This is a genomic window from Microbacterium testaceum (assembly GCF_001476655.1).
Lineage (GTDB): Bacteria > Actinomycetota > Actinomycetes > Actinomycetales > Microbacteriaceae > Microbacterium > Microbacterium testaceum_C.
In genome coordinates this window covers 1-17,503 of sequence record NZ_LDRT01000163.1, presented here as the reverse complement: position 1 = coordinate 17,503, position 17,503 = coordinate 1, and the positions used below count along the sequence as shown (strand labels likewise).

Genomic DNA, 17,503 nt, shown 5'->3' with positions numbered 1-17,503 from the left:
GTGCTCGCGATCGTCGCCAAGGCGGTGTGCCTCGCTCTCGGTCGCACGCCGGCTCTCAACGCGAAGTGGGACGAGGTGGCGGGCGAGATCGTCGAGCACCATTACGTCAACCTCGGGATCGCCGCGGCGACCGATCGCGGGCTGGTGGTGCCGGTGATCCCGGATGCCGATGCCCTGCCACTCGTCGACCTCGCGGATGCGATCGCCGAGCTCGCCGCGACCGCCCGCGCCGGACGCACAGCGCCCGCCGCGATGACCGGGGGCACCTTCTCGATCACCAACGTCGGGGTTTTCGGTGTGGATGCCGGTACCCCCATCCTCAACCCCGGGGAGGCGGGGATCCTCGCGGTGGGCACCGTGCGCCGGACACCGTGGGAGCACCATGGCGAGATCGCCCTGCGCGATGTGCTGACGCTCAGCCTTTCGTTCGACCACCGTCTGGTCGACGGGGCGGAGGCGGCGCGATTCCTCACCGACGTCGCCGGGGTCCTTCGTGAACCCGGCCGCGCCATGCTGCTGCGCTGACCCGCGCTGACCCACCCGGACTCGCGCTGACCCGCACGTCCCTCCCCACCCCCCGAAAAGGAGCCACCCGTGAGCATCGACAGCCAGCAGGCCTTCACCGACGACGAGCGCGAGCTCGCCGCGATGGTCCGCGCATTCGCCGACGACGTGATCGCGCCGCGATCGTACGAGGCCGACCGTGCCCACGAGCTTCCCCTCGACCTCGTCGCGCAGATGGGGGAACTCGGACTCTTCGGTCTGCCCTTCCCCGAGGAGGTCGGCGGACAGGGTGGCGACTACGCGAGTCTCTGCGTCGCGATCGAGGGGATCGCGCGCGTGGACCAGTCGATGGCGATCACCCTCGAAGCCGGAGTCGGACTCGGGGCGATGCCGCTGTACCGTTACGGAACCGACGCGCAGAAAGCGGAGTACCTCCCGGACCTCGTCGCGGGGCGCGCGCTCGCCGGCTTCGGTCTCACGGAGGCCGAGGCGGGCAGCGATGCGGGAGCGACCCGCACCACGGCACGCCTCGAGGGAGGGGAGTGGGTGATCGACGGGGCGAAGCAGTTCATCACGAACTCCGGTACCGCCATCACCCGCTTCGTCACCGTCACCGCGGTGACGGGCCGCACCGGGGATCGGCCCGAGATCTCCACGATCATCGTCCCGAACGGCACGCCGGGCTTCACGGTGGGACCCGCGTACGACAAGGTCGGCTGGAACGCCTCAGACACGCATCCGCTGACCTTCGACGGCGTCCGCGTCCCCGAGGCGAACCTCCTCGGCGAGCGCGGGCAGGGCTTCAAGAACTTCCTGCGCACCCTCGACGAGGGGCGCGTCGCCATCGCGGCGCTCGCGACGGGAGCCGCGGAGGGATGCCTCGAAGCCGCCGTCGACTACGCGCGCAGCCGGACGGTGTTCGGGGAGCGGCTGTCGACCCGGCAGAGCATCCAGTTCCTCCTCGCGCGCATGCACGCCCGGGTTCACACGTCGCGCCTCGCCTGGGTGCACGCGGCACGCCTGTGCGATGCCGGGAAGCCGTTCTCGGTCGACGCGGCCGTCGCCAAGATGACCGCGAGCGACGCGGCGATGGCCAACGCGCGGGACGCGACGCAGGTCTTCGGGGGCAACGGCTTCATCAACGAATACCCGGTGGCGCGGCACTACCGTGACTCGAAGATCCTCGAGATCGGCGAGGGGACGACCGAGGTCCAACTGATGGTGATCTCGCGGGCGCTGGGGGTGAGCTGAGGGGGTCGGGGGTTTCCAGAGCTCTTTCAGCTCGCGACGCCCGCGTAGGCGAGCATCTCCCAGTTGTCTCCGTCGAGGCGGAACGTCGTCGCCGAACAGTTCGGCAGACGTTCGCCCTCGCGCGGGAACGCGCCGTCGGTGGCGAACAGGATGACCTCGCGGATGAGTGCGCCGTGTGCGACGGCGATCACGTCGGTCCCCTCGGGAGCGGATGCCACGGCCTCGGCCAACGCGGCGAGAGCGCGCTCGCGCACCACCGGCCAGGTCTCGGCCCCCGGCACGTCGGCGGCGTGCCACGGGCCGTACGTGTCGTAGAACGTGGGGGCGTCCATTCCCTCGGCGTCGCCGTAGGAGCGCTCCTGGAGGCCCGGCATCCGCAGGCTCACGGTGGTGCCGAGGGCGGCGGCGACGATGTCGGCGGTCTCCGCCGCGCGGGATAGGTCGCTCGAGACGACGACCGCCTCGCGACCGGCGTACTCGGTGGCGAGGCGGTCGGCGAGCTCGCGCGCTTGAGCGCGGCCGGTGTCGTTGAGGGGGATGTCGGTCGAGCCCTGGATGCGCCCTCCGGAGTTCCAGTCGGTTTCACCGTGTCGCACGAGAGTCAGGATCGTCACCGTTCGAGCCTAACTCGCGCCCGCAGGTGCCGTGCGGGGAGCGTCGATGGTGCGGCCCCCGGCGCGGGTCGGGTCGCACGCCGGGGGCCGGTTCTGCGGAACGCCGGTCAGCGGGCGACCGATGCGCGGTCGAGCGCGCCGATGACCACGCGGGTGAAGCCCTCCGGGTCGGCGAGGTGCGCGAAGTGGTCGGCGCCCTCGATGTCGGTGATCCCGGCGTTCGGGATGACGTCCACCAGGTCGTGCGCGGACTGGTACAGGAACGCCGTGGTGGCCGTTCCCGCGATGAGGTGGGTCGGGGCATCGATCTCGGCGTAGCCGGACAGATCGCTGCCGAGGGCGTCGATCTCCGCGAGCTCGCGGACCCACGTGGGGGTGAGCGGGACGCTCGCGCCCCACAACGGCGTTTCGCGGATGAAGGGGATGGCCTCGGCCGGCACGCGTACGAAGTTCACGAGCGCGTACTCGAGCGCGGCGTCGAGGTCACCGGCGTCCACCAGGTCGCGATACCCCTGAAGGCGCTCGCCGGCGACGGGGCCCTGCACCGCGAGCGGAGGCTCGTAGGCGAGAAGGGTTCCACCGCCCAGACCGTGCTCCCGGGCGTACGCGAGGGTGGCCAGCGCTCCGAACGAATGGCCCAGAAGGTGCGCGCCCGGACCGGCGACCTCCCTCATCGCGGCGATGTCGGCGACCTCGTGGGCCAGGGAGTACTCTGCGGCGTCGCCCGTTCCGCCGCGTCCACGACGGTCGTAGACGTACAGCGTGACGTGTTCCGCGAGATGCTCGCTCGCGGGGATCCACTGCTCCTTCGTCGCGATGCTGCCGTGCGTCACGACCAGGGCCGGCCCGCTGCCACGGCGGAAGTACGCGATGGGTGTTCCGTCGGACGAAGTCGTCTCGTCGTACTCGATTTCGGACATGCTCTGCCTCCTTGCAGATCGATGCTCACGCGGGGATCGCGGCGCCGTGCCGCGGCATCCACTGGCGACATGGTGTAACAGATTCGCGTCTCGCGCAACAGAAATGTCCCGCTTTCTGCGATGTGTGACATATTTTCGTTGCGCAACGGCGACAAGTCATGCAACCTGGACTCACGCCGACGTCGAGGAGGACCGATGAGCGAGACCGTGACCCCGGTCGAGAATGCGATGCAGCCCGAGGACACCCCCGAGCTGCGCGCCCTGTACCGCGGATTCGACGAGAATCACCTCATTCCGCTGTGGACGCAGCTCGACGACCTCATGCCGCAGACCCCCCAACCCAAGGCGGTGCCGTGGGTGTGGCGGTGGAGTGCCCTGCGACCCCTCGCCGAGCGCGCGGGGGACCTCGTGCCCGTGGGGCGCGGGGGAGAGCGGCGGGCCATCGGGCTCGCCAACCCGGGGATGAACGGACGCGCGTACATCTCACCGACGCTGTGGGCGGCCATCCAGCAGCTCGGGCCGCGCGAGACGGCACCCGAGCACCGGCACTCGCAGAACGCCTTCCGCTTCGTCACCTCGGGCGAGGGGGTGTGGACCGTCGTGAACGGCGATCCGGTGCGCATGAGCCGCGGCGACTTCCTGCTCACTCCCGGCTGGCACTTCCACGGCCACCACAACGAGACCGACGAGTCGATGACCTGGATCGACGGCCTCGACATCCCCTTCGCCTACCAGATGGACTCGGGCTTCTTCGAGTTCGGCTCCGAGCGGGTGACCGACGAGGCGACCCCCAACTTCTCGCGCTCCGAACGCCTGTGGGCCCACCCGGGACTGCTGCCGCTCGCGGGACTCCGCCGTACCGTATCGAGCCCGATCGGCGCCTACCGGTGGGAGCACACCGACGCCGCCCTCACCGACCAGCTGCTGTTGGAGAGCGAGGGGATGCCGGCCACCGTCGGCCCCGGACACGCGGCCGTGCGATTCTCGAACCCCACGACAGGGGGAGATGTCATGCCCACCATCCGCGCGCAGTTCCATCGCCTGCGCGAGGGCGCGTCCACCCCGGTGCGCCAAGAGGTGGGGTCCAACGTCTACCAGGTGTTCGAGGGCACCGGACGCGTGCTGCTGGGCGACACCGAGCACGCCGTCGAACACGGTGACATCTTCGTCGTACCGAGCTGGTGTCGCTTCCGCGTGCAGGCCGAGACGCGCCTGGACCTGTTCCACTTCAGCGACACGCCCATCTTCGAGGGCCTGGGGCTGTACCGCGAGTTCGAAGAGGAGACCGATCGATGAAGCTGTTGACCCTGCACTGGAAGGGGGCCACCGCCGCGGCCCGTGTGGAGGGGAGCCGGGCCGTCGTGCTGGAACGCTTCGCCGACGTCGGCGAGGTGCTGCGCGCCGGGACTCCGTCGGCGGTGAGGGCTCTTGAAGGCCCGGTGGTCGATCTCGATGCAGTGGACTTCGCGCCGGTGATCCTGGCTCCGAGCAAGATCGTGTGCGTGGGCCTGAACTACCGCGCGCACATCCTCGAGATGAAGCGCGACCTGCCCGAGTACCCGGTGCTCTTCGCCAAGTTCGCCGACACCCTCGCCGCGGCCGGCGAGGAGATCGCCCTGCCGGGGGAGAGCCCCGAGATCGACTGGGAGGGCGAGCTCGTCGTCGTCGTCGGCTCCACCGTGCGCCGCGCGTCGGAAGAGCAGGCCGCGGACGCCATCGCCGGCTACACCATCGCGAACGACGTCTCGATGCGCGACTGGCAGTTCCGCACCCGCGAATGGCTGCAGGGCAAGATGTGGGAGCGCTCGACGCCGCTCGGGCCGGTGTTCGCCACCCCCGACGAGATTCCCTCCGACGCGCGCATGACCACCACCGTCGACGGTGTGCAGAAGCAGGTCGGCGACATCCACGACCTCGTCCACGGCCCGGTCGACCTCGTGCGGTACGTCTCGACCATCACGACGCTGCGCCCGGGAGACGTGATCCTCACCGGAACCCCCGGCGGCGTCGGGCACGCGCGCGAACCCCGGGAGTATCTGGCATCCGGAAGCGTCGTCGAGGTCACGATCGACGGGATCGGGACGCTCCGCAACCGCTTCGCGTCGGAGGAGCCGTGAGCGCGAGGGAGCTGACACCCGAGCAGCTCGCGCTGCGGGAACGGCAGGGTGCCGGAGCGCGCTACGACGCCGACTCCGCCCCGCACGCGCACCTCGACCTCGCCCGTCGCGGCACGGCGTACTTCGCGCGACGCCTCATGAAGCTCGACGACGAAGAGCTCGACGCCCCGAGCCTGTTGCCCGGCTGGACGCGTCGGCACCTCGTCGCCCACGTCGGGTACAACGCCCGCGCCGTCGCGCGGCTGGTCGAATGGGCGCGCACGGGCGTCGAGACACCCATGTACGCCTCCGATACGCAACGGGCCGACGAGATCGCCCTCGGCGCGACGCTCCCCACGCGCGCTCTGCGCCACCTCGTCGACCACGCCGCCGTGCACCTGGACGTCGAGTGGCGCGATCTGTCGGACGCGCAGTGGGATGCCGAGGTCGTCACCGCGCAGGGGCGCACGGTGCCCGCGCGCGAGACGGCGTGGATGCGCGCGAAAGAAGTGTGGGTGCACGCGGTCGACCTCGCCGACGGCGGCTCGTTCCTCGACTTCCCTCCCGAGATGATCGATGGGATCATCGCGGACGTTCTGCGTGCCTGGACGCGCCGGAGCGAGCCCGGCGCCGTCGTGCTGCGGGCCACGGACCGCGATGACGCGCCGGGGGAGTACGGCGAGGGTGGCCCGGTCGTCGAGGGCACCGCCGCCGACCTCGCGCGCTGGCTCGCCGGTCGGGGTGCCCGGCGGCTGCGGGTCGTCGGCGGCGGTGAGCTGCCCCGTATCGCGCGCTGGTTCTGAGGGCTCGACCCGTGGCGACGCGCGCCCGGTAGCGCGCATCGAGACCGCACGTGGTTGCCGAAAACGCCTCCGTTCGTTGCCGGACGGATGCGTTCTCGGCGATCGCGTGCGGTCTCGGCGTGCGGGGGTGGGGTTACCCGCCCGGCACGGGCGGCAGCTCCACCACCTCGCCGAGCGGGGTGTAGCGCGGGCCGGCCAGACGGCCGATCGGGCGGAGCAGCTCGGTGTCGATGCTGGCCGCGCCCGTCGAGCCGAGGCGCACGATGTCGTCGCGCACGGTCCAGGCGACCACCGTGCCTACGACGAACTCGCCGCCGGTCGGACTGAACGCGGTGGTCGAGTGGTAGCGGCACTCCATCCGCACAGGCGCCTCGGCGAGGCCCGGGATGCCGATGACCCGCGACGCGGCGAGTTCCAGCCCCAGCCGATCGGCCTCCCCGACTTCGGGCGGCATCCACTCGCTGCTCGCGTGCAGGGCGGGCAGCATCGTCTCTTCGGCGATATTCACGACGAACTCGCCGTGCTCCTCGATGTTGCGGATCGTGTCCTTGCGGCCGTTCGCGCGCCGATTGACGGTGAAACCGAGCATCGCGGGATGCTGGCTCACCCAGGTGAACGAGCTGAAGGGCGCCAGGTTCACCGGGTCGTGCCCGCTCGTCACCCACGCGATGGGGCGCGGAACCACGGAGCCGACGAGCAGACGGTAGGTGTCGGCGGGGGAGAGATCGGCGGCGTCGATGAACATCGAGCGCTCCTTTCTGATCAAGATGCCGTGAGATCGGCGGCGAGCATCTCGCGCAGGGCTTTCTTGTCGATCTTGCCGACCTTCGTCAGGGGCAGTTCCTCGACGGTGACGAGGTGGTCGGGGCGTTTGAAGGCGGCGACGCCCGAGGTGTCGAAGTGCGCGCGTACCGCGGCGAGATCGAGCTCGCAACCGTCGTGGAGCACCGCGAACAGGCACACCGTCTCACCGAGGGTGCCGTGCGGCATCGCCACGGCGGCCGCGAGCCGCACCGCGGCGAGTCCGTACACGAGGTTCTCGACCTCTTCGGCCGAGATGTTCTCGCCCCCGCGGTTGATCATGTCCTTGCTGCGCCCCTCGACGACGAGGTTGCCGTCGGGGCGCTGTCGCACGATGTCGCCGGTGATGTAGAAGCCGTCAGGGGTGAAGGACCGGGCGTTGGCCTCGGGGGCGTCGTAGTAGCCGCGCGGCGTGTAAGGCCCGCGGGTGAGCAGCACGCCGGGTTCGCCCGCGGCGACCTCGAGACCGGTCGTCTCATCGACCACGCGCAACTCGTCGAAGGACGACACGGGCCGCCCCTGTGTGCCGACGACGACCTCGATCGGATCGTCGAGGCGCGTGACGTTGATGAGCCCCTCGGCCATGCCGAAGACCTGCTGCAGCGTTCCGGGAAACCCGTGCACGACACGCTCCGCGAGCTCGTCGGCCAGGCGGGCGCCGCCCACCTGGAGCACGCGCAGGCTCCGCAGTGCGTCGACTCCCACGACGCCGGCGTGATCCAGCCACGCGGCGACGACCGCGGGCACCGCGGCGGTGTGAGTGACCCCGTGTCGTTCCATCGCCGCGAAGGCGCGTTCGGGTCGGGGGGAACCGAGAGGGACGACGGTGCCGCCGGCCAGCAGGGTGCCGAGAATGCCGGGGCACGCGAGCGGGAAGTTGTGGCCCATCGGCAGTGTCACGAGGTACACGGTGTCGCGGTCGACCGCCGAGGGAGGCGACGTGAGGACGATGTTGCACAGGTAATCGTCGTGCGTGCGGGCGATGAGCTTGGGCAGGCCCGTCGTTCCGCCCGACAGAAGGAACAGCGCGACGTCCGCGGCATCCGGAGTCGGTAGCCGTCGGGTGCGGGTGGCCTCATCGGAGGGGGCGCACAACGCGGTGAGGCTGACGGTGTCGGGCTGGGGGGTCGTGTCGCCGAGGACGATGAGATCCCGCACCGTCGGGCTCGACGCGCGGAGAGTGCGGGCAAGCGCGAGGTGGTCGAAGTCGCGGAGCGAGTCGGGGGTGACCAGAGCGACCGCTTCGGATGCCGAGATCAGGTGCCGCAGCTCGTGCTCGCGGTGGGCGGGCAGCGCCATCACCGGCACGATGCCCACCCGCAGGCACGCGAGCGTCAGGATCACGAACGTCCAGTGATTGGGCAGCTGCACCACGACCCGGTCGTCGGGGGCGAGCCCCCGATCGATCAGGCGCGCCGCGCACGCCTCGACCCGGTCGTGCACCTCGGCATACGTGAGCGACACCGCGTCGTCGACCAGCGCGATGCGATCGGCGTGCACGTGCGCGACCTCGGCGAACGCGTCGCCCAGCGTGCGGCCCTGCCACAGCCCCGCGGTGCGGTACCGTTCGGCGAACTCGACGGGCCAGGGCGTCGTCCCCTCCCGCGTCCTCATCGCAGCACCGCATCCGCGCGGCCCGAGAGCACCAGGGTCATGGCACGATCTTCGTCGCAATCGGGTTCGTCGATGATCGCCGCCACGCCGTGGCGCAGTCGCGCGGCCTCGGCGGTGAGCTGGCGATCGAGGGCGCTCCCGCCGGTGACGAGCACGGCGGTCGCGTCGCGGTGCTCGGCGAGGGCCGAACGCACGGCGTCATCGGGACGGATGCCGTCACCCGCGGCGACGGTGACGACCGGCGGCAGCGCGTCGCGCGCGACCACGCGTCGATCGAGCAGTCCCGCGACGGCGGATTCCAGGGGCGGGGCGCCGTGACGGCTCTGCCACCGATCGAGCGCTCGACGCACGGCATCCGGATCCCGGCGCGCGATCTTCGCCGCCGGGAGAGCGCGCGAGAAGAAGTGGAAACCGAACTGCCAGGGCTCGAACGCGTGGAAGTAGGTGCCGAAGTTCTCCCACCACGACAGACTCGGCCGCGCGGCGCCCTGGATGCGGGCCACCTGCGGCTGTCGCTCAGCCTCGTAGGCCAGGAAAGCCGCCTCGACGTCATCGGGGTGCGTGGCGAGCGCATCGGCGAGCGCGATGGCGTCTTCGAGAGACATCTTCGTGCCGCTCCCGACCGAGAAGTGGGCCGTGTGCACGGCGTCGCCGAGCAGGACGACCTTGCCGCTGTGCCAGCTCCGGGCGCGGATGGTCCGGAAGTTTCCCCACCGCGAGTTGTTGCCGATCAGTCGCGCGCCTCCGATGAGCGGCGCGAAGATCTCCTCCAGGCGACGCTGACTGTGCTCGTCGCTCGGACCCGGGGCAGTGGTGAGGTCGAATCCGTCCAGCCCGGCCGCGCGCCACGTGTCTTCGTCGGTCTCGACGATGAACGTCGACAGGCCCCCGCCGATGGGATACGCGTGCGCCGCGAAGACGCCGGGCACGTCGGCGGTCAGCCCGTCGGCGTGGGTGTGCAGGAAGGTGAGTCCCTCGAAGGGGGCATCGGTGGCGAACCAGATGAACTTGGCCGCCGCTGTCTCGTAGGTCACCCCGAGGGAGTCGTCGCCGATCGCGGCGCGGGTCTGCGAGTTGGCCCCGTCCGCGGCGACGATCACGTCGTAGTCGCCGAGCTCGTCCGCGCGCCGCGGGGTGGAGAAATGCAGGTGGGCACCGGCCTCCGTGGCCCGCCGCTGGAGGGCAGCGAGCAGATCCTTGCGCAGCACCGCTCCCATGCCGTTGCCGCCGAAGGTCATCGTCTCGCCCTTGACGGTGACGCGGATGGCATCCCAGCGCACTCCCGACGCGTCGAGGGTCTCGCGCAGGGCCGAGTCGGCGGCATCCACTCCGCTCTGCGTGGCATCCGAGAACACGACGCCGAAGCCGAATGCCTCGTCGGAGCGATTGCGCTCGAACAGGTCGACGTGGGCGCCGGGGATGTTCCGTGCGGCCAGGGCGGCGAAGAGCAGCCCGCCCGGGCCGCCCCCGATGATCGCGATACGCATGTCAGCCTCCTCGCTGAAGATGTCGAACCGTCACGACGCAACGAGTATGCAACACAAATGCGTCTAGCGCCATAGCTTCGTTACATTCGCGTCCGGTAACGTTCTCGCATGCGCCCCCGCTCTCTCGTCTTCACGCTCTTCGGGGACTATTTCCGGTACTGCGGTGACGGCGAGGTGCCGCTGCGCGGGTTGAGCGACGTCCTGCAGCTCTTCGGCATCGAGGCGGCCACCACCCGGGTGGTGATGTCGCGTCTGCGCGCGGAGGGCTGGTTCGAGACCCGCCGCGACGGGCGACTCACCACCTACCTGCTGTCACCCAAGGCCTGGCGTCTGCTCGACGAGGGGCGCGAGCGCATCTTCCGGCATGTGTCCGGAGACTGGGGCGGGGAGTGGACGCTGATCGCGACGCGCGCCGGTGATCGCTCGGCGCGCGACGAGATGCGCAAGACTCTCACCTGGCTCGGCTTCGGGCAGCTGCAACCGGCGATCTGGGTCGCTCCCGGTGATCGTCTGGACGCAGCGCGGCAGCTGATGGATGCCCACGGCGTGGGCTCCGACATCTTCCTCAGCCGCAGCGGCGACCTCGATCACGACCGCTCGATCGCCGCCCGCGGGTGGGATCTCGACGCGCTCGACGCGCACTACGGGGCGTTCGTCGCCCAGCACGACACCCCCACGACCGAAGAGACGGACGGCGCGCTGATCGCGCGCGTGCGCCTCACCGACGACTACCGCCGTTTCCCGTTCACCGATCCGGACCTGCCGGCGGCGCTCCTGCCGGAGGGATGGAACGCCCCGCGGGCCCACGCCGTCTTCGTGCGCCGTCACGGCGAGCTGCGCGCCGGTGCGACCGCGGCGATCGAGCGTCTCACCGGGATGACGGTGAACGGCGCGCACCGAGCCTTCCTCGACGGGGGAGCGGTGGGATACACGCGCGGGGAGTGACCGCGCCGGCGACCGGCGCGAGGATTCAGAGAAGGCCCGGCAACCGCTCCGCGAACGCGCGCAGCACGGGGGTCGTGCCTCCGTCGATCTTGACCGCCGCGCGGCGGTCGGCGCGGGTCTCGCCGCGGTTGATGATGACCACCGGCAGACGCCGCCGGCGCGCCCGCTCCACGAGGCGGATGCCGGAGTTCACCACGAGCGACGACCCCGCGATGACGAGCGCGTCGCTCGCGTGCACGAGCTGCTCGGCCTCGCGGAACTTCTCGACCGGGATGTACTCGCCGAAGAACACCACGTCGGGCTTGAGCGTGCCGCCGCACACCGAGCAGACCGGGACGACGAAGTCGTCCGCCGAGGCGGGCGCCACGTCGCCGTCGGGACCGAGCTCGACGTTCTCCGGTGCCACGATCCACGGGTTCTCGGCCTCGATGCGCTCCGCGAGATCACGGCGATCGAAGATCTGGCCGCAGTGAAGGCACCCGATGCGACGCATCGTGCCGTGCAGCTCGACCACGCGGCCACTGCCGGCCCGCACGTGCAATCCGTCGACGTTCTGCGTCACCACGCCGTTGGACACCCCCGAGGCCTCCAGATCGGCGAGAGCGCGGTGTCCGTCATTCGGCTCGGCCGCGGCGAACACCTTCCACCCGAGATGACTGCCGACCCAGTACCGCCGTCGAGCGTCGGGACTGGAGAGGAACTGCTGCACGGTCATCGGCGTCCGGGTGGGAGCGCCCTTGCCGCGATAGTCCGGGATGCCCGAGTCCGTCGACACGCCCGCACCCGTCAGAACGGCGATCCGGCGTCCCGCGAGGACCTCGACGGCCCGATCGACGGATGCCAGGGAATCGGCATCCTTCGTCGTGTCGGTCATGCGCACCTCCGTCGTATCGAGTCTAGGGCGGGGTGTCACGTCCCGGACGCGGACACCTCCCGCCCCGATACTGGAGGGATGAGCGTTCTCCCCCCGCCCGCCATGCTCCCGATCACGTGTCTCCGCCGCGTCCGGCCGTGGGGCGGTGAACCGGTCGACATCGACATGGATGCCGGAGTCATCACCGCCATCACCCCCGCGGGCGACCGGCCCATCGGTGTGCGGGAGTTCGACGGGCGCGGGCTGCTCGCCCTCCCCGGCGTCGTGAACGCCCACGCCCACGTCGACAAGTCGTGGTGGGGACTGCCGTGGCAGTCGTACGGCGGGGAAGGCACGACGGAGGGGCGCATCCGCCATGAGCGGGCCGAGCGGGAGGCCCTCGGCATCCCCTCCCTCGAACGCTCCGCCCACGTCCTCCGCGAGCTGGTGCGCCACGGGACCACGGCGATCCGCACGCACGTCGACGTCGACACCGGGATCGGTCTGCGCGGGATCGACGCGGTCGAAGAGGCCACCGCCGCGTACGGGGGCGCCCTCGACGTCCGCATCGTCGCGTTCCCGCAGGACGGGATCCTGCGTCGGCCCGGAGTCCTGGACCTGCTCCGGGATGCCGCGGCCCGGCCGAGCGTGGACGCCGTCGGCGGTCTCGACCCGGCGACGATCGACCGCGACCCCGTCGGCCAGATCGACGCGATCACCGCGCTCGCCGCCGACACGGGCGTCGGTATCGACATCCACCTGCACGACCCCGCCGAGCTCGGCGCCTTCCAGGTCGAGCTGCTCGTCGACCGCGCCGCACGGCTCGGCCTGCATGGTCGCGTGAACATCGCGCACGGCTTCGCCGTCGCCCAGCTCGAGCCGGCGCGTCGCCGCGACCTTCTCGCCGCGATGGCCGAGGTCGGTGTCACGATGACCACCGTCGCCCCGCTCCGGCTGCCGCAATTGCCGCTCGCGGAGCTCGATCTGGCCGGGGTGCGGTTCGCGTTCGGCACCGACGGCATCCGCGACCTGTGGAGCCCCTACGGCACGGGCGACACCCTCGGCATCGCGTGGCAGTACGCGCGAGCCGCGGGGCTCGTGCGCGACGAGGACCTGCTGCGCGTGGTGCAGCTCGCCACGAACGCCGGCGCCTGGGCCGTCGGGCGAGACGTGCACGACCTCGTCGAGGGGGCGCGCGCGGACATCGTGCTCGTGGATGCCGAGAATCCGATGGACGCCCTCGTACGCCTGCCCGAGCGGGCCCTGGTCGTGGGTGGCGGGCAGGTGCTGCACGTGGCGTGAGGCGGGGAGGCGCGGAGGGAACGGGCCGCGCACACGCGCTGCTGGCACGATGGGACGATGCCCGTCATCCCGCTCGACTCCGCCGACGACCCGCGCCTCGCCGACTACCGCGACCTCACCGACGTGTCGCTGCGCCGCGTGACCGAGCCCGAGGGTGGCCTGTACATCGCGGAGTCGTCCAAGGTCCTCGACCGTGCCCTCCGTGCCGGGCACCGCCCGCGCTCGGTCCTGGTGCAGGAGAAGTTCCTCGCCGATGCCCTGGCCCTGGTGGGGGAGGATGCCGACGTCTACGTCGTCCCCGCCGCGGTCGCCGAGCAGGTCACCGGATACACCGTGCATCGGGGGCTGCTGGCCTCCATGCACCGCCCCGCTCTGGCATCCGTCGGGGAGGTCGTCAGGGACGCGCGGCTCGTCGTCGTGCTCGAGGACATCGTCGATCACACCAACATCGGAGCCGCGTTCCGGTCGGCCGCCGCTCTCGGGGCGGATGCCGTGCTCGTCACGCCGCGCTGCGCCGACCCGCTGTACCGGCGCAGTGTCCGCGTGAGCATGGGCACGGTGTTCCAGGTGCCGTGGACGCGGCTGCCCGAGTGGTCGGAGGCGAAGCCGCTGCTGCAGGACGCCGGGCTACACCTCGCGGCCCTCGCGCTCTCGGACGACGCGGTCACGCTCGACGAGTTCTCCGCCGCCAGGCACGAGCGCGTCGCCCTGTTGATGGGCGCCGAGGGTGACGGCCTGAGCCGCGGGGCGCTCGCCGCAGCCGACACCGTCGTGACGATCCCGATGGCCGGGGGAGTGGACTCTCTCAACGTCGCCGCGGCGAGCGCCGTCGCGCTGTGGGAGCTCGGGCGCGGGAGGCGCTGACGCGCGGGCGTCGGGGTTCCGGCCGCCGCGCGGCGTCGTGCTACCGCGGAGAGAAACGAGCGGGAAATTGCGGGGGACGCGGCCCGTCGCCCTCGATCGTCGAGGGCGCGGCGATCATCCGGCGTCGGTCAGGCTCGTCGCGAGCGACTCCGCATCGCGCAGCCGGGTGTCGGTGTCGGCGGGGTCGAGGAGGGCGCCCAGCGCCTCGGGGAAAGGAGGATCGGCGGGTCTTCCCTCGTGGGTGGATCCGCTGAATCCTGTCGGCACCACGGCCTCAGACCTGCGATCCGCGGGAGGCGGCGGCATCCGCGCCCGGGGCGAGGGTGACCACGGGGAGCGGTTCGGGCCGCTTGGCGAGGACATGATCGCCCGACGACTGATGGCGCAGCCGGCGCAGGACCCAGGGGACGAGGTAGGAGCGTGCCCAGACGAGGTCCTTCTCGCGCGCGGCGCGCCAGGTTGTCGCCGCCAGCGCCTCCGGCTGCATCGGCTGGAGGTCGTTGGGTACGTTCAGCGCCCGGAGCACCATGCGGGCGACCTCGTGGTGGCCGAGGGAGTTGTAGTGCAGGCGATCGTCGTCGAAGAAGCGCATGTCCTGCACTTCCTTCAACCCCCATTGGTCGGCGACGACGCAGTCCTGGGCGTCGGCGATCGCGCGGATGTTCTCGTTGTAGATCGCGACCTTGCCCCGGATGCCGCGGAACACGGGCGTGAACTCGGTGTCGATGCCGGTGAAGACGACGACCGTGGCGTTGTCGCGGCGCAGGCGGACGACGGCATCCTCGAACTGGCGTGCGACCTCGTCGGGATCGGTTCCGGGGCGGATGATGTCGTTGCCGCCCGCCGAGATCGTCACGAGGTCGGGCTTGAGGGCGAGAGCGGGCTCGATCTGATCGGCCACGATCTGCCCGATGAGTTTGCCGCGTACGGCGAGGTTGGCGTACGCGAAGTCGTCGACCTGCGCGGCCAGCACCTCGGCGACGCGGTCGGCCCACCCGCGGTGGCCACCGTCGGGCAGGGGATCGCCGATGCCCTCGGTGAACGAGTCGCCCAGGGCGACGTAGCGCCGCCAGGGGTGCGGGCCGGTGTTGTCGGTCGAGGACGAGGTGCGGGGCGAGTGCGGATCGAGTGTCATCGAAACCTCCGACCCCCAGGCTAACCCCGGCCTCCGACACGACACGAAGCGCGCGGGACAGGTCCGCTCAGTTCACCCGTCCGGTGATCAGCCAGCGGGGGAGGAGCTCGCTGAGGAAGTCGATCATGTCGGACTCCGTGCGGCCCGCGGGCTCGGCCAGCCAGTCCAGCAGCGCCCCGACCGCTCCATTCGCGAGGAAGTCCGCCGCGGTGCGCTCGAAGGCCTCGGCGACATCGGGAATCTCGCTCCGCACCGTCGTGCGCAGGCCCGCCGCGAGGTCGGCGACGAAGCGCTCGCGCACGTGCTCGGTCGCCGGGGCGGAGAGGGCATAGAGGAAGAACGCGCGCTCCTGCACGACCGCTCGGCACAGATCCGTCAGCCCGGTCCGGACGATCACGCTTCTTTCGAGACCCGCCGCCCGCCGCGCGATGTCATCGGCGACGAGTCGGTCGATGAGGTGGTCGACCGCGGCGACGGCGACGTCCCCGACCGTCGCGAAGTGCGTGTAGAACGTGCTCCGGCCGACGCCCGCGCGCGTGCACACCGCGGCGACCGTCACGGACCGCTCGGCCTCGAGCAGCTCTCGACACGCGGCGATGATCCGCTGCCGGGTGCGTGTCGCGCGCGGGTCGGAGGCGGCCGCGAGCTGCCGCCGGCGGCCCTCCTGATCCGTCGTCACGGATCCATCCTGACGGCTTTCAGTCCTGATGGACACGTGTCTATAAAACAGGGGTAACGTTCCGAGTGGTCGACGTCGTCCCGATGTCCTGGGGCACGCGGCATCCGTCCAGAGTCCAAAGAAGGGCCACCCATGAAGGCATCAGTAGTTCGGGAGTTCGGTGGAGGTTTCCACACCGAGAACGTGACCATCGCCGATCCCGTCGGTCGGGAAGTTCTCGTGCACGTGAAGGCATCCGGCCTCTGCCACAGCGACGAGCTCGCCCAGTCGACCAATCTCGGCATGGACGTGCCGGCTGTGTTCGGGCACGAGGTCGCGGGCATCGTCGTCGCCGTGGGCGATCAGGTCACCGACGTGGCGCTCGGCGACCACGTCGTGGGCTGCCTCGTCCAGTACTGCGGGGCATGCCTGCCGTGCCTCACGGGCGACGTCAACCTGTGTCTGCACCCCGAGACCACGGTGCGCGAGGATCGCTTGACGGACGCCGACGGTCACGTCGTGGTTCAGGGAATGGGTCTCGGCGGCTTCGCCGAGTACGCCCTCATCCACGAGAACCAGCTCGCGACGGTTCCGACCGAGATGCCCTTCCCCCAGGCTGCGCTGCTCGGCTGCGGGGTCGTGACCGGAGCGGGCGCGGTGATGAACACCGCGCATGTACAGCCCGGGCAGACGGTGGCGATCATCGGCACCGGCGGGGTCGGCCTCAACGCGATCAGCGGGGCGATCGTCTCCGGAGCCGGTCGGATCATCGCGATCGATGTCGCCGACGACAAGCTCGAGACGGCGCGGTCCTTCGGCGCCACCGACACGGTCAACTCGCGCGAGGTCGACGCCGTGCAGGCCGTCAAAGATCTCACCGGGGGGCTCGGTGCCGACTACGTCTTCGACTTCGTCGGCGCCCCCGGTGTCACCCGCTCCGGCTTCGACATGCTCGCCCAGGGCGGTGGGCTCTACCTGATCGGTGTGCTGAACCCCGCGAACACGCTCGAGGTCTCGTCGTTCGAGATGCTCGGGGGCCGCAAGCGCATCGAGGGGGTGTACATGGGCTCGACGAACCCCAAGCGCGACATCCCGATGATCGCGCGGCTCTATCTGCAGGGTCGGTACAAGCTCGACGAGCTCGTCTCGAAGGAGATCTCGATCGACGAGGTGCAGGAGGGCTACGCATCGCTGAAGGACCCCCAGATCAACCGGGTGGTCGTCACGAGCTTCTGAAGAATGGCCGGGGTTGCTGAACCCCGGACCCTCTGAACCCCGGCGTTCCCGCATCCGGCCGTCCCGCACGCCCGCCGTCTCACACCTCGGCCGTCTCACACCCCGGTCTCCCCGCACCACGGCGGGGAGACCGGGGTTCTGCGTGGTCGGCGGCCGCGATGACGGCGACGACACGGCGAGCACGCTCCCTCACGCGGCTGACGGGGTGCCTCGCCTTTATCGCCGGTCGGGGCCGAGAACCGTCCACAGGCCGGCGCGCGAGGCCGCGCCGGTGACCTATCGTTGATGTTCGCGCTCGCGAGGGATGGAGGTTCGATGCTGGAAGAAGAAGCCCGCACCTCGAACCCCCCGCAGGCGGATGCCGCGACGGCCACGCCGCGCATCGCGAGCCCCGGTCCGGTCGCGAGCCCCGGTCCGGTC

Annotated in this window: 18 protein-coding genes; 9 read left to right on the top strand and 9 right to left on the bottom strand. The window is 70.8% G+C overall.

Features of this window, described 5'->3' with window-relative positions; genetic code table 11:
* On the top strand, positions 1-525 hold a 525-nt coding region (locus tag NS220_RS17305), incomplete at its 5' end, for a 2-oxo acid dehydrogenase subunit E2 (protein ID WP_193755410.1).
* Positions 526-594: 69 nt separating this feature from the next.
* On the top strand, positions 595-1,755 hold the full coding sequence (locus NS220_RS17300; RefSeq protein ID WP_081323251.1) for an acyl-CoA dehydrogenase family protein: 1,161 nt from the start codon (positions 595-597) through the stop codon (positions 1,753-1,755).
* 26 nt (positions 1,756-1,781) lie between these two features.
* Here the strand turns inward: NS220_RS17300 and NS220_RS17295 are convergent, their stop codons facing one another.
* Positions 1,782-2,369, bottom strand: a complete 588-nt coding sequence (locus NS220_RS17295) for a histidine phosphatase family protein (RefSeq protein WP_058625235.1) — start codon at positions 2,367-2,369, stop codon at positions 1,782-1,784.
* Between the two features lie 107 nt (positions 2,370-2,476).
* Positions 2,477-3,289 carry an alpha/beta fold hydrolase gene (locus NS220_RS17290; RefSeq protein ID WP_058625234.1) on the bottom strand — a complete coding sequence of 271 codons (813 nt, stop codon included), beginning with the start codon at positions 3,287-3,289 and terminating at the stop codon, positions 2,477-2,479.
* 195 nt (positions 3,290-3,484) lie between these two features.
* Between NS220_RS17290 and NS220_RS17285 the strand changes: the two genes are divergently transcribed.
* From NS220_RS17285 to NS220_RS17275, 3 genes are read left to right on the top strand one after another with little or no spacing between them, the layout of a single operon-like run.
* Positions 3,485-4,585, top strand: coding sequence for a cupin domain-containing protein (locus tag NS220_RS17285; RefSeq protein WP_058625233.1), 1,101 nt, complete (start codon positions 3,485-3,487; stop codon positions 4,583-4,585).
* A complete protein-coding gene (locus NS220_RS17280; protein ID WP_058625232.1) occupies positions 4,582-5,406 on the top strand; it encodes a fumarylacetoacetate hydrolase family protein in 825 nt (274 codons plus the stop codon). Before NS220_RS17285 ends, NS220_RS17280 begins: the two co-directional genes overlap by 4 nt.
* A complete protein-coding gene (locus tag NS220_RS17275) occupies positions 5,403-6,188 on the top strand; it encodes a maleylpyruvate isomerase family mycothiol-dependent enzyme (protein ID WP_193755409.1) in 786 nt (261 codons plus the stop codon). Before NS220_RS17280 ends, NS220_RS17275 begins: the two co-directional genes overlap by 4 nt.
* Positions 6,189-6,321: 133 nt before the next feature.
* Here the strand turns inward: NS220_RS17275 and NS220_RS17270 are convergent, their stop codons facing one another.
* From NS220_RS17270 to NS220_RS17260, 3 genes are read right to left on the bottom strand one after another with little or no spacing between them, the layout of a single operon-like run.
* Positions 6,322-6,933 carry a flavin reductase family protein gene (locus tag NS220_RS17270; RefSeq protein ID WP_058625231.1) on the bottom strand — a complete coding sequence of 204 codons (612 nt, stop codon included), beginning with the start codon at positions 6,931-6,933 and terminating at the stop codon, positions 6,322-6,324.
* A 17-nt stretch (positions 6,934-6,950) separates the two neighbouring features.
* Positions 6,951-8,603: a (2,3-dihydroxybenzoyl)adenylate synthase gene (locus NS220_RS17265; RefSeq protein ID WP_058625230.1), complete on the bottom strand. Its 1,653-nt coding sequence runs from the start codon at positions 8,601-8,603 to the stop codon at positions 6,951-6,953.
* Positions 8,600-10,090 carry an FAD-dependent monooxygenase gene (locus NS220_RS17260; protein ID WP_058625229.1) on the bottom strand — a complete coding sequence of 497 codons (1,491 nt, stop codon included), beginning with the start codon at positions 10,088-10,090 and terminating at the stop codon, positions 8,600-8,602. The genes NS220_RS17265 and NS220_RS17260 overlap by 4 nt, the downstream gene beginning before the upstream one ends.
* A gap of 108 nt (positions 10,091-10,198) precedes the next feature.
* Here NS220_RS17260 and NS220_RS17255 point away from each other — a divergent pair, with 108 nt between their 5' ends.
* Positions 10,199-11,035 carry a PaaX family transcriptional regulator gene (locus NS220_RS17255; protein WP_058625228.1) on the top strand — a complete coding sequence of 279 codons (837 nt, stop codon included), beginning with the start codon at positions 10,199-10,201 and terminating at the stop codon, positions 11,033-11,035.
* A gap of 25 nt (positions 11,036-11,060) precedes the next feature.
* Here NS220_RS17255 and NS220_RS17250 read toward each other — a convergent pair whose 3' ends face one another.
* On the bottom strand, positions 11,061-11,909 hold the full coding sequence (locus tag NS220_RS17250; protein ID WP_058625227.1) for a Sir2 family NAD-dependent protein deacetylase: 849 nt from the start codon (positions 11,907-11,909) through the stop codon (positions 11,061-11,063).
* 78 nt (positions 11,910-11,987) lie between these two features.
* On the opposite strand from NS220_RS17250, the gene NS220_RS17245 reads away from it, so the two are divergent.
* Together NS220_RS17245 and NS220_RS17240 are read left to right on the top strand one after the other, a co-directional pair.
* Entirely contained in the window at positions 11,988-13,190 is a 1,203-nt protein-coding gene (locus NS220_RS17245) for an amidohydrolase family protein (RefSeq protein WP_058625226.1), read from the top strand.
* 57 nt (positions 13,191-13,247) lie between these two features.
* The gene (locus NS220_RS17240) at positions 13,248-14,054 is read left to right on the top strand and encodes a TrmH family RNA methyltransferase (protein WP_058625225.1); all 807 of its coding nucleotides are present in this window, start codon (positions 13,248-13,250) and stop codon (positions 14,052-14,054) included.
* Between the two features lie 114 nt (positions 14,055-14,168).
* Here NS220_RS17240 and NS220_RS20280 read toward each other — a convergent pair whose 3' ends face one another.
* The 3 genes from NS220_RS20280 to NS220_RS17230 form a co-directional block, all read right to left on the bottom strand.
* A complete protein-coding gene (locus NS220_RS20280; protein ID WP_193755408.1) occupies positions 14,169-14,324 on the bottom strand; it encodes a hypothetical protein in 156 nt (51 codons plus the stop codon).
* A gap of 4 nt (positions 14,325-14,328) precedes the next feature.
* Complete coding sequence (locus NS220_RS17235) at positions 14,329-15,189, bottom strand: SGNH/GDSL hydrolase family protein (RefSeq protein WP_058625224.1); 861 nt, start codon at positions 15,187-15,189, stop codon at positions 14,329-14,331.
* Positions 15,190-15,256: 67 nt separating this feature from the next.
* Positions 15,257-15,868 (bottom strand): TetR/AcrR family transcriptional regulator, encoded by a 612-nt coding sequence (locus NS220_RS17230; protein ID WP_058625223.1) that lies wholly within the window; start codon positions 15,866-15,868, stop codon positions 15,257-15,259.
* Between the two features lie 132 nt (positions 15,869-16,000).
* On the opposite strand from NS220_RS17230, the gene NS220_RS17225 reads away from it, so the two are divergent.
* A complete protein-coding gene (locus NS220_RS17225; protein WP_058625222.1) occupies positions 16,001-17,083 on the top strand; it encodes a zinc-binding dehydrogenase in 1,083 nt (360 codons plus the stop codon).
* Positions 17,084-17,503: the final 420 nt, after the last annotated feature.

Excerpts from the sequence above, each read along its gene's own strand:
- NS220_RS17250 (WP_058625227.1), bottom strand. The coding sequence starts at position 11,909 with ATGACCGACACGACGAAGGATGCCGATTCCCTGGCATCCGTCGATCGG.
- NS220_RS17235 (WP_058625224.1), bottom strand. The coding sequence starts at position 15,189 with ATGACACTCGATCCGCACTCGCCCCGCACCTCGTCCTCGACCGACAAC.
- NS220_RS17270 (WP_058625231.1), bottom strand. The coding sequence starts at position 6,933 with ATGTTCATCGACGCCGCCGATCTCTCCCCCGCCGACACCTACCGTCTG.
- NS220_RS17290 (WP_058625234.1), bottom strand. The coding sequence starts at position 3,289 with ATGTCCGAAATCGAGTACGACGAGACGACTTCGTCCGACGGAACACCC.
- NS220_RS17280 (WP_058625232.1), top strand. The coding sequence starts at position 4,582 with ATGAAGCTGTTGACCCTGCACTGGAAGGGGGCCACCGCCGCGGCCCGT.
- NS220_RS17245 (WP_058625226.1), top strand. The coding sequence starts at position 11,988 with ATGAGCGTTCTCCCCCCGCCCGCCATGCTCCCGATCACGTGTCTCCGC.
- NS220_RS17285 (WP_058625233.1), top strand. The coding sequence starts at position 3,485 with ATGAGCGAGACCGTGACCCCGGTCGAGAATGCGATGCAGCCCGAGGAC.
- NS220_RS17265 (WP_058625230.1), bottom strand. The coding sequence starts at position 8,603 with ATGAGGACGCGGGAGGGGACGACGCCCTGGCCCGTCGAGTTCGCCGAA.
- NS220_RS17240 (WP_058625225.1), top strand. The coding sequence starts at position 13,248 with ATGCCCGTCATCCCGCTCGACTCCGCCGACGACCCGCGCCTCGCCGAC.
- NS220_RS17260 (WP_058625229.1), bottom strand. The coding sequence starts at position 10,090 with ATGCGTATCGCGATCATCGGGGGCGGCCCGGGCGGGCTGCTCTTCGCC.
- NS220_RS17225 (WP_058625222.1), top strand. The coding sequence starts at position 16,001 with ATGAAGGCATCAGTAGTTCGGGAGTTCGGTGGAGGTTTCCACACCGAG.
- NS220_RS17255 (WP_058625228.1), top strand. The coding sequence starts at position 10,199 with ATGCGCCCCCGCTCTCTCGTCTTCACGCTCTTCGGGGACTATTTCCGG.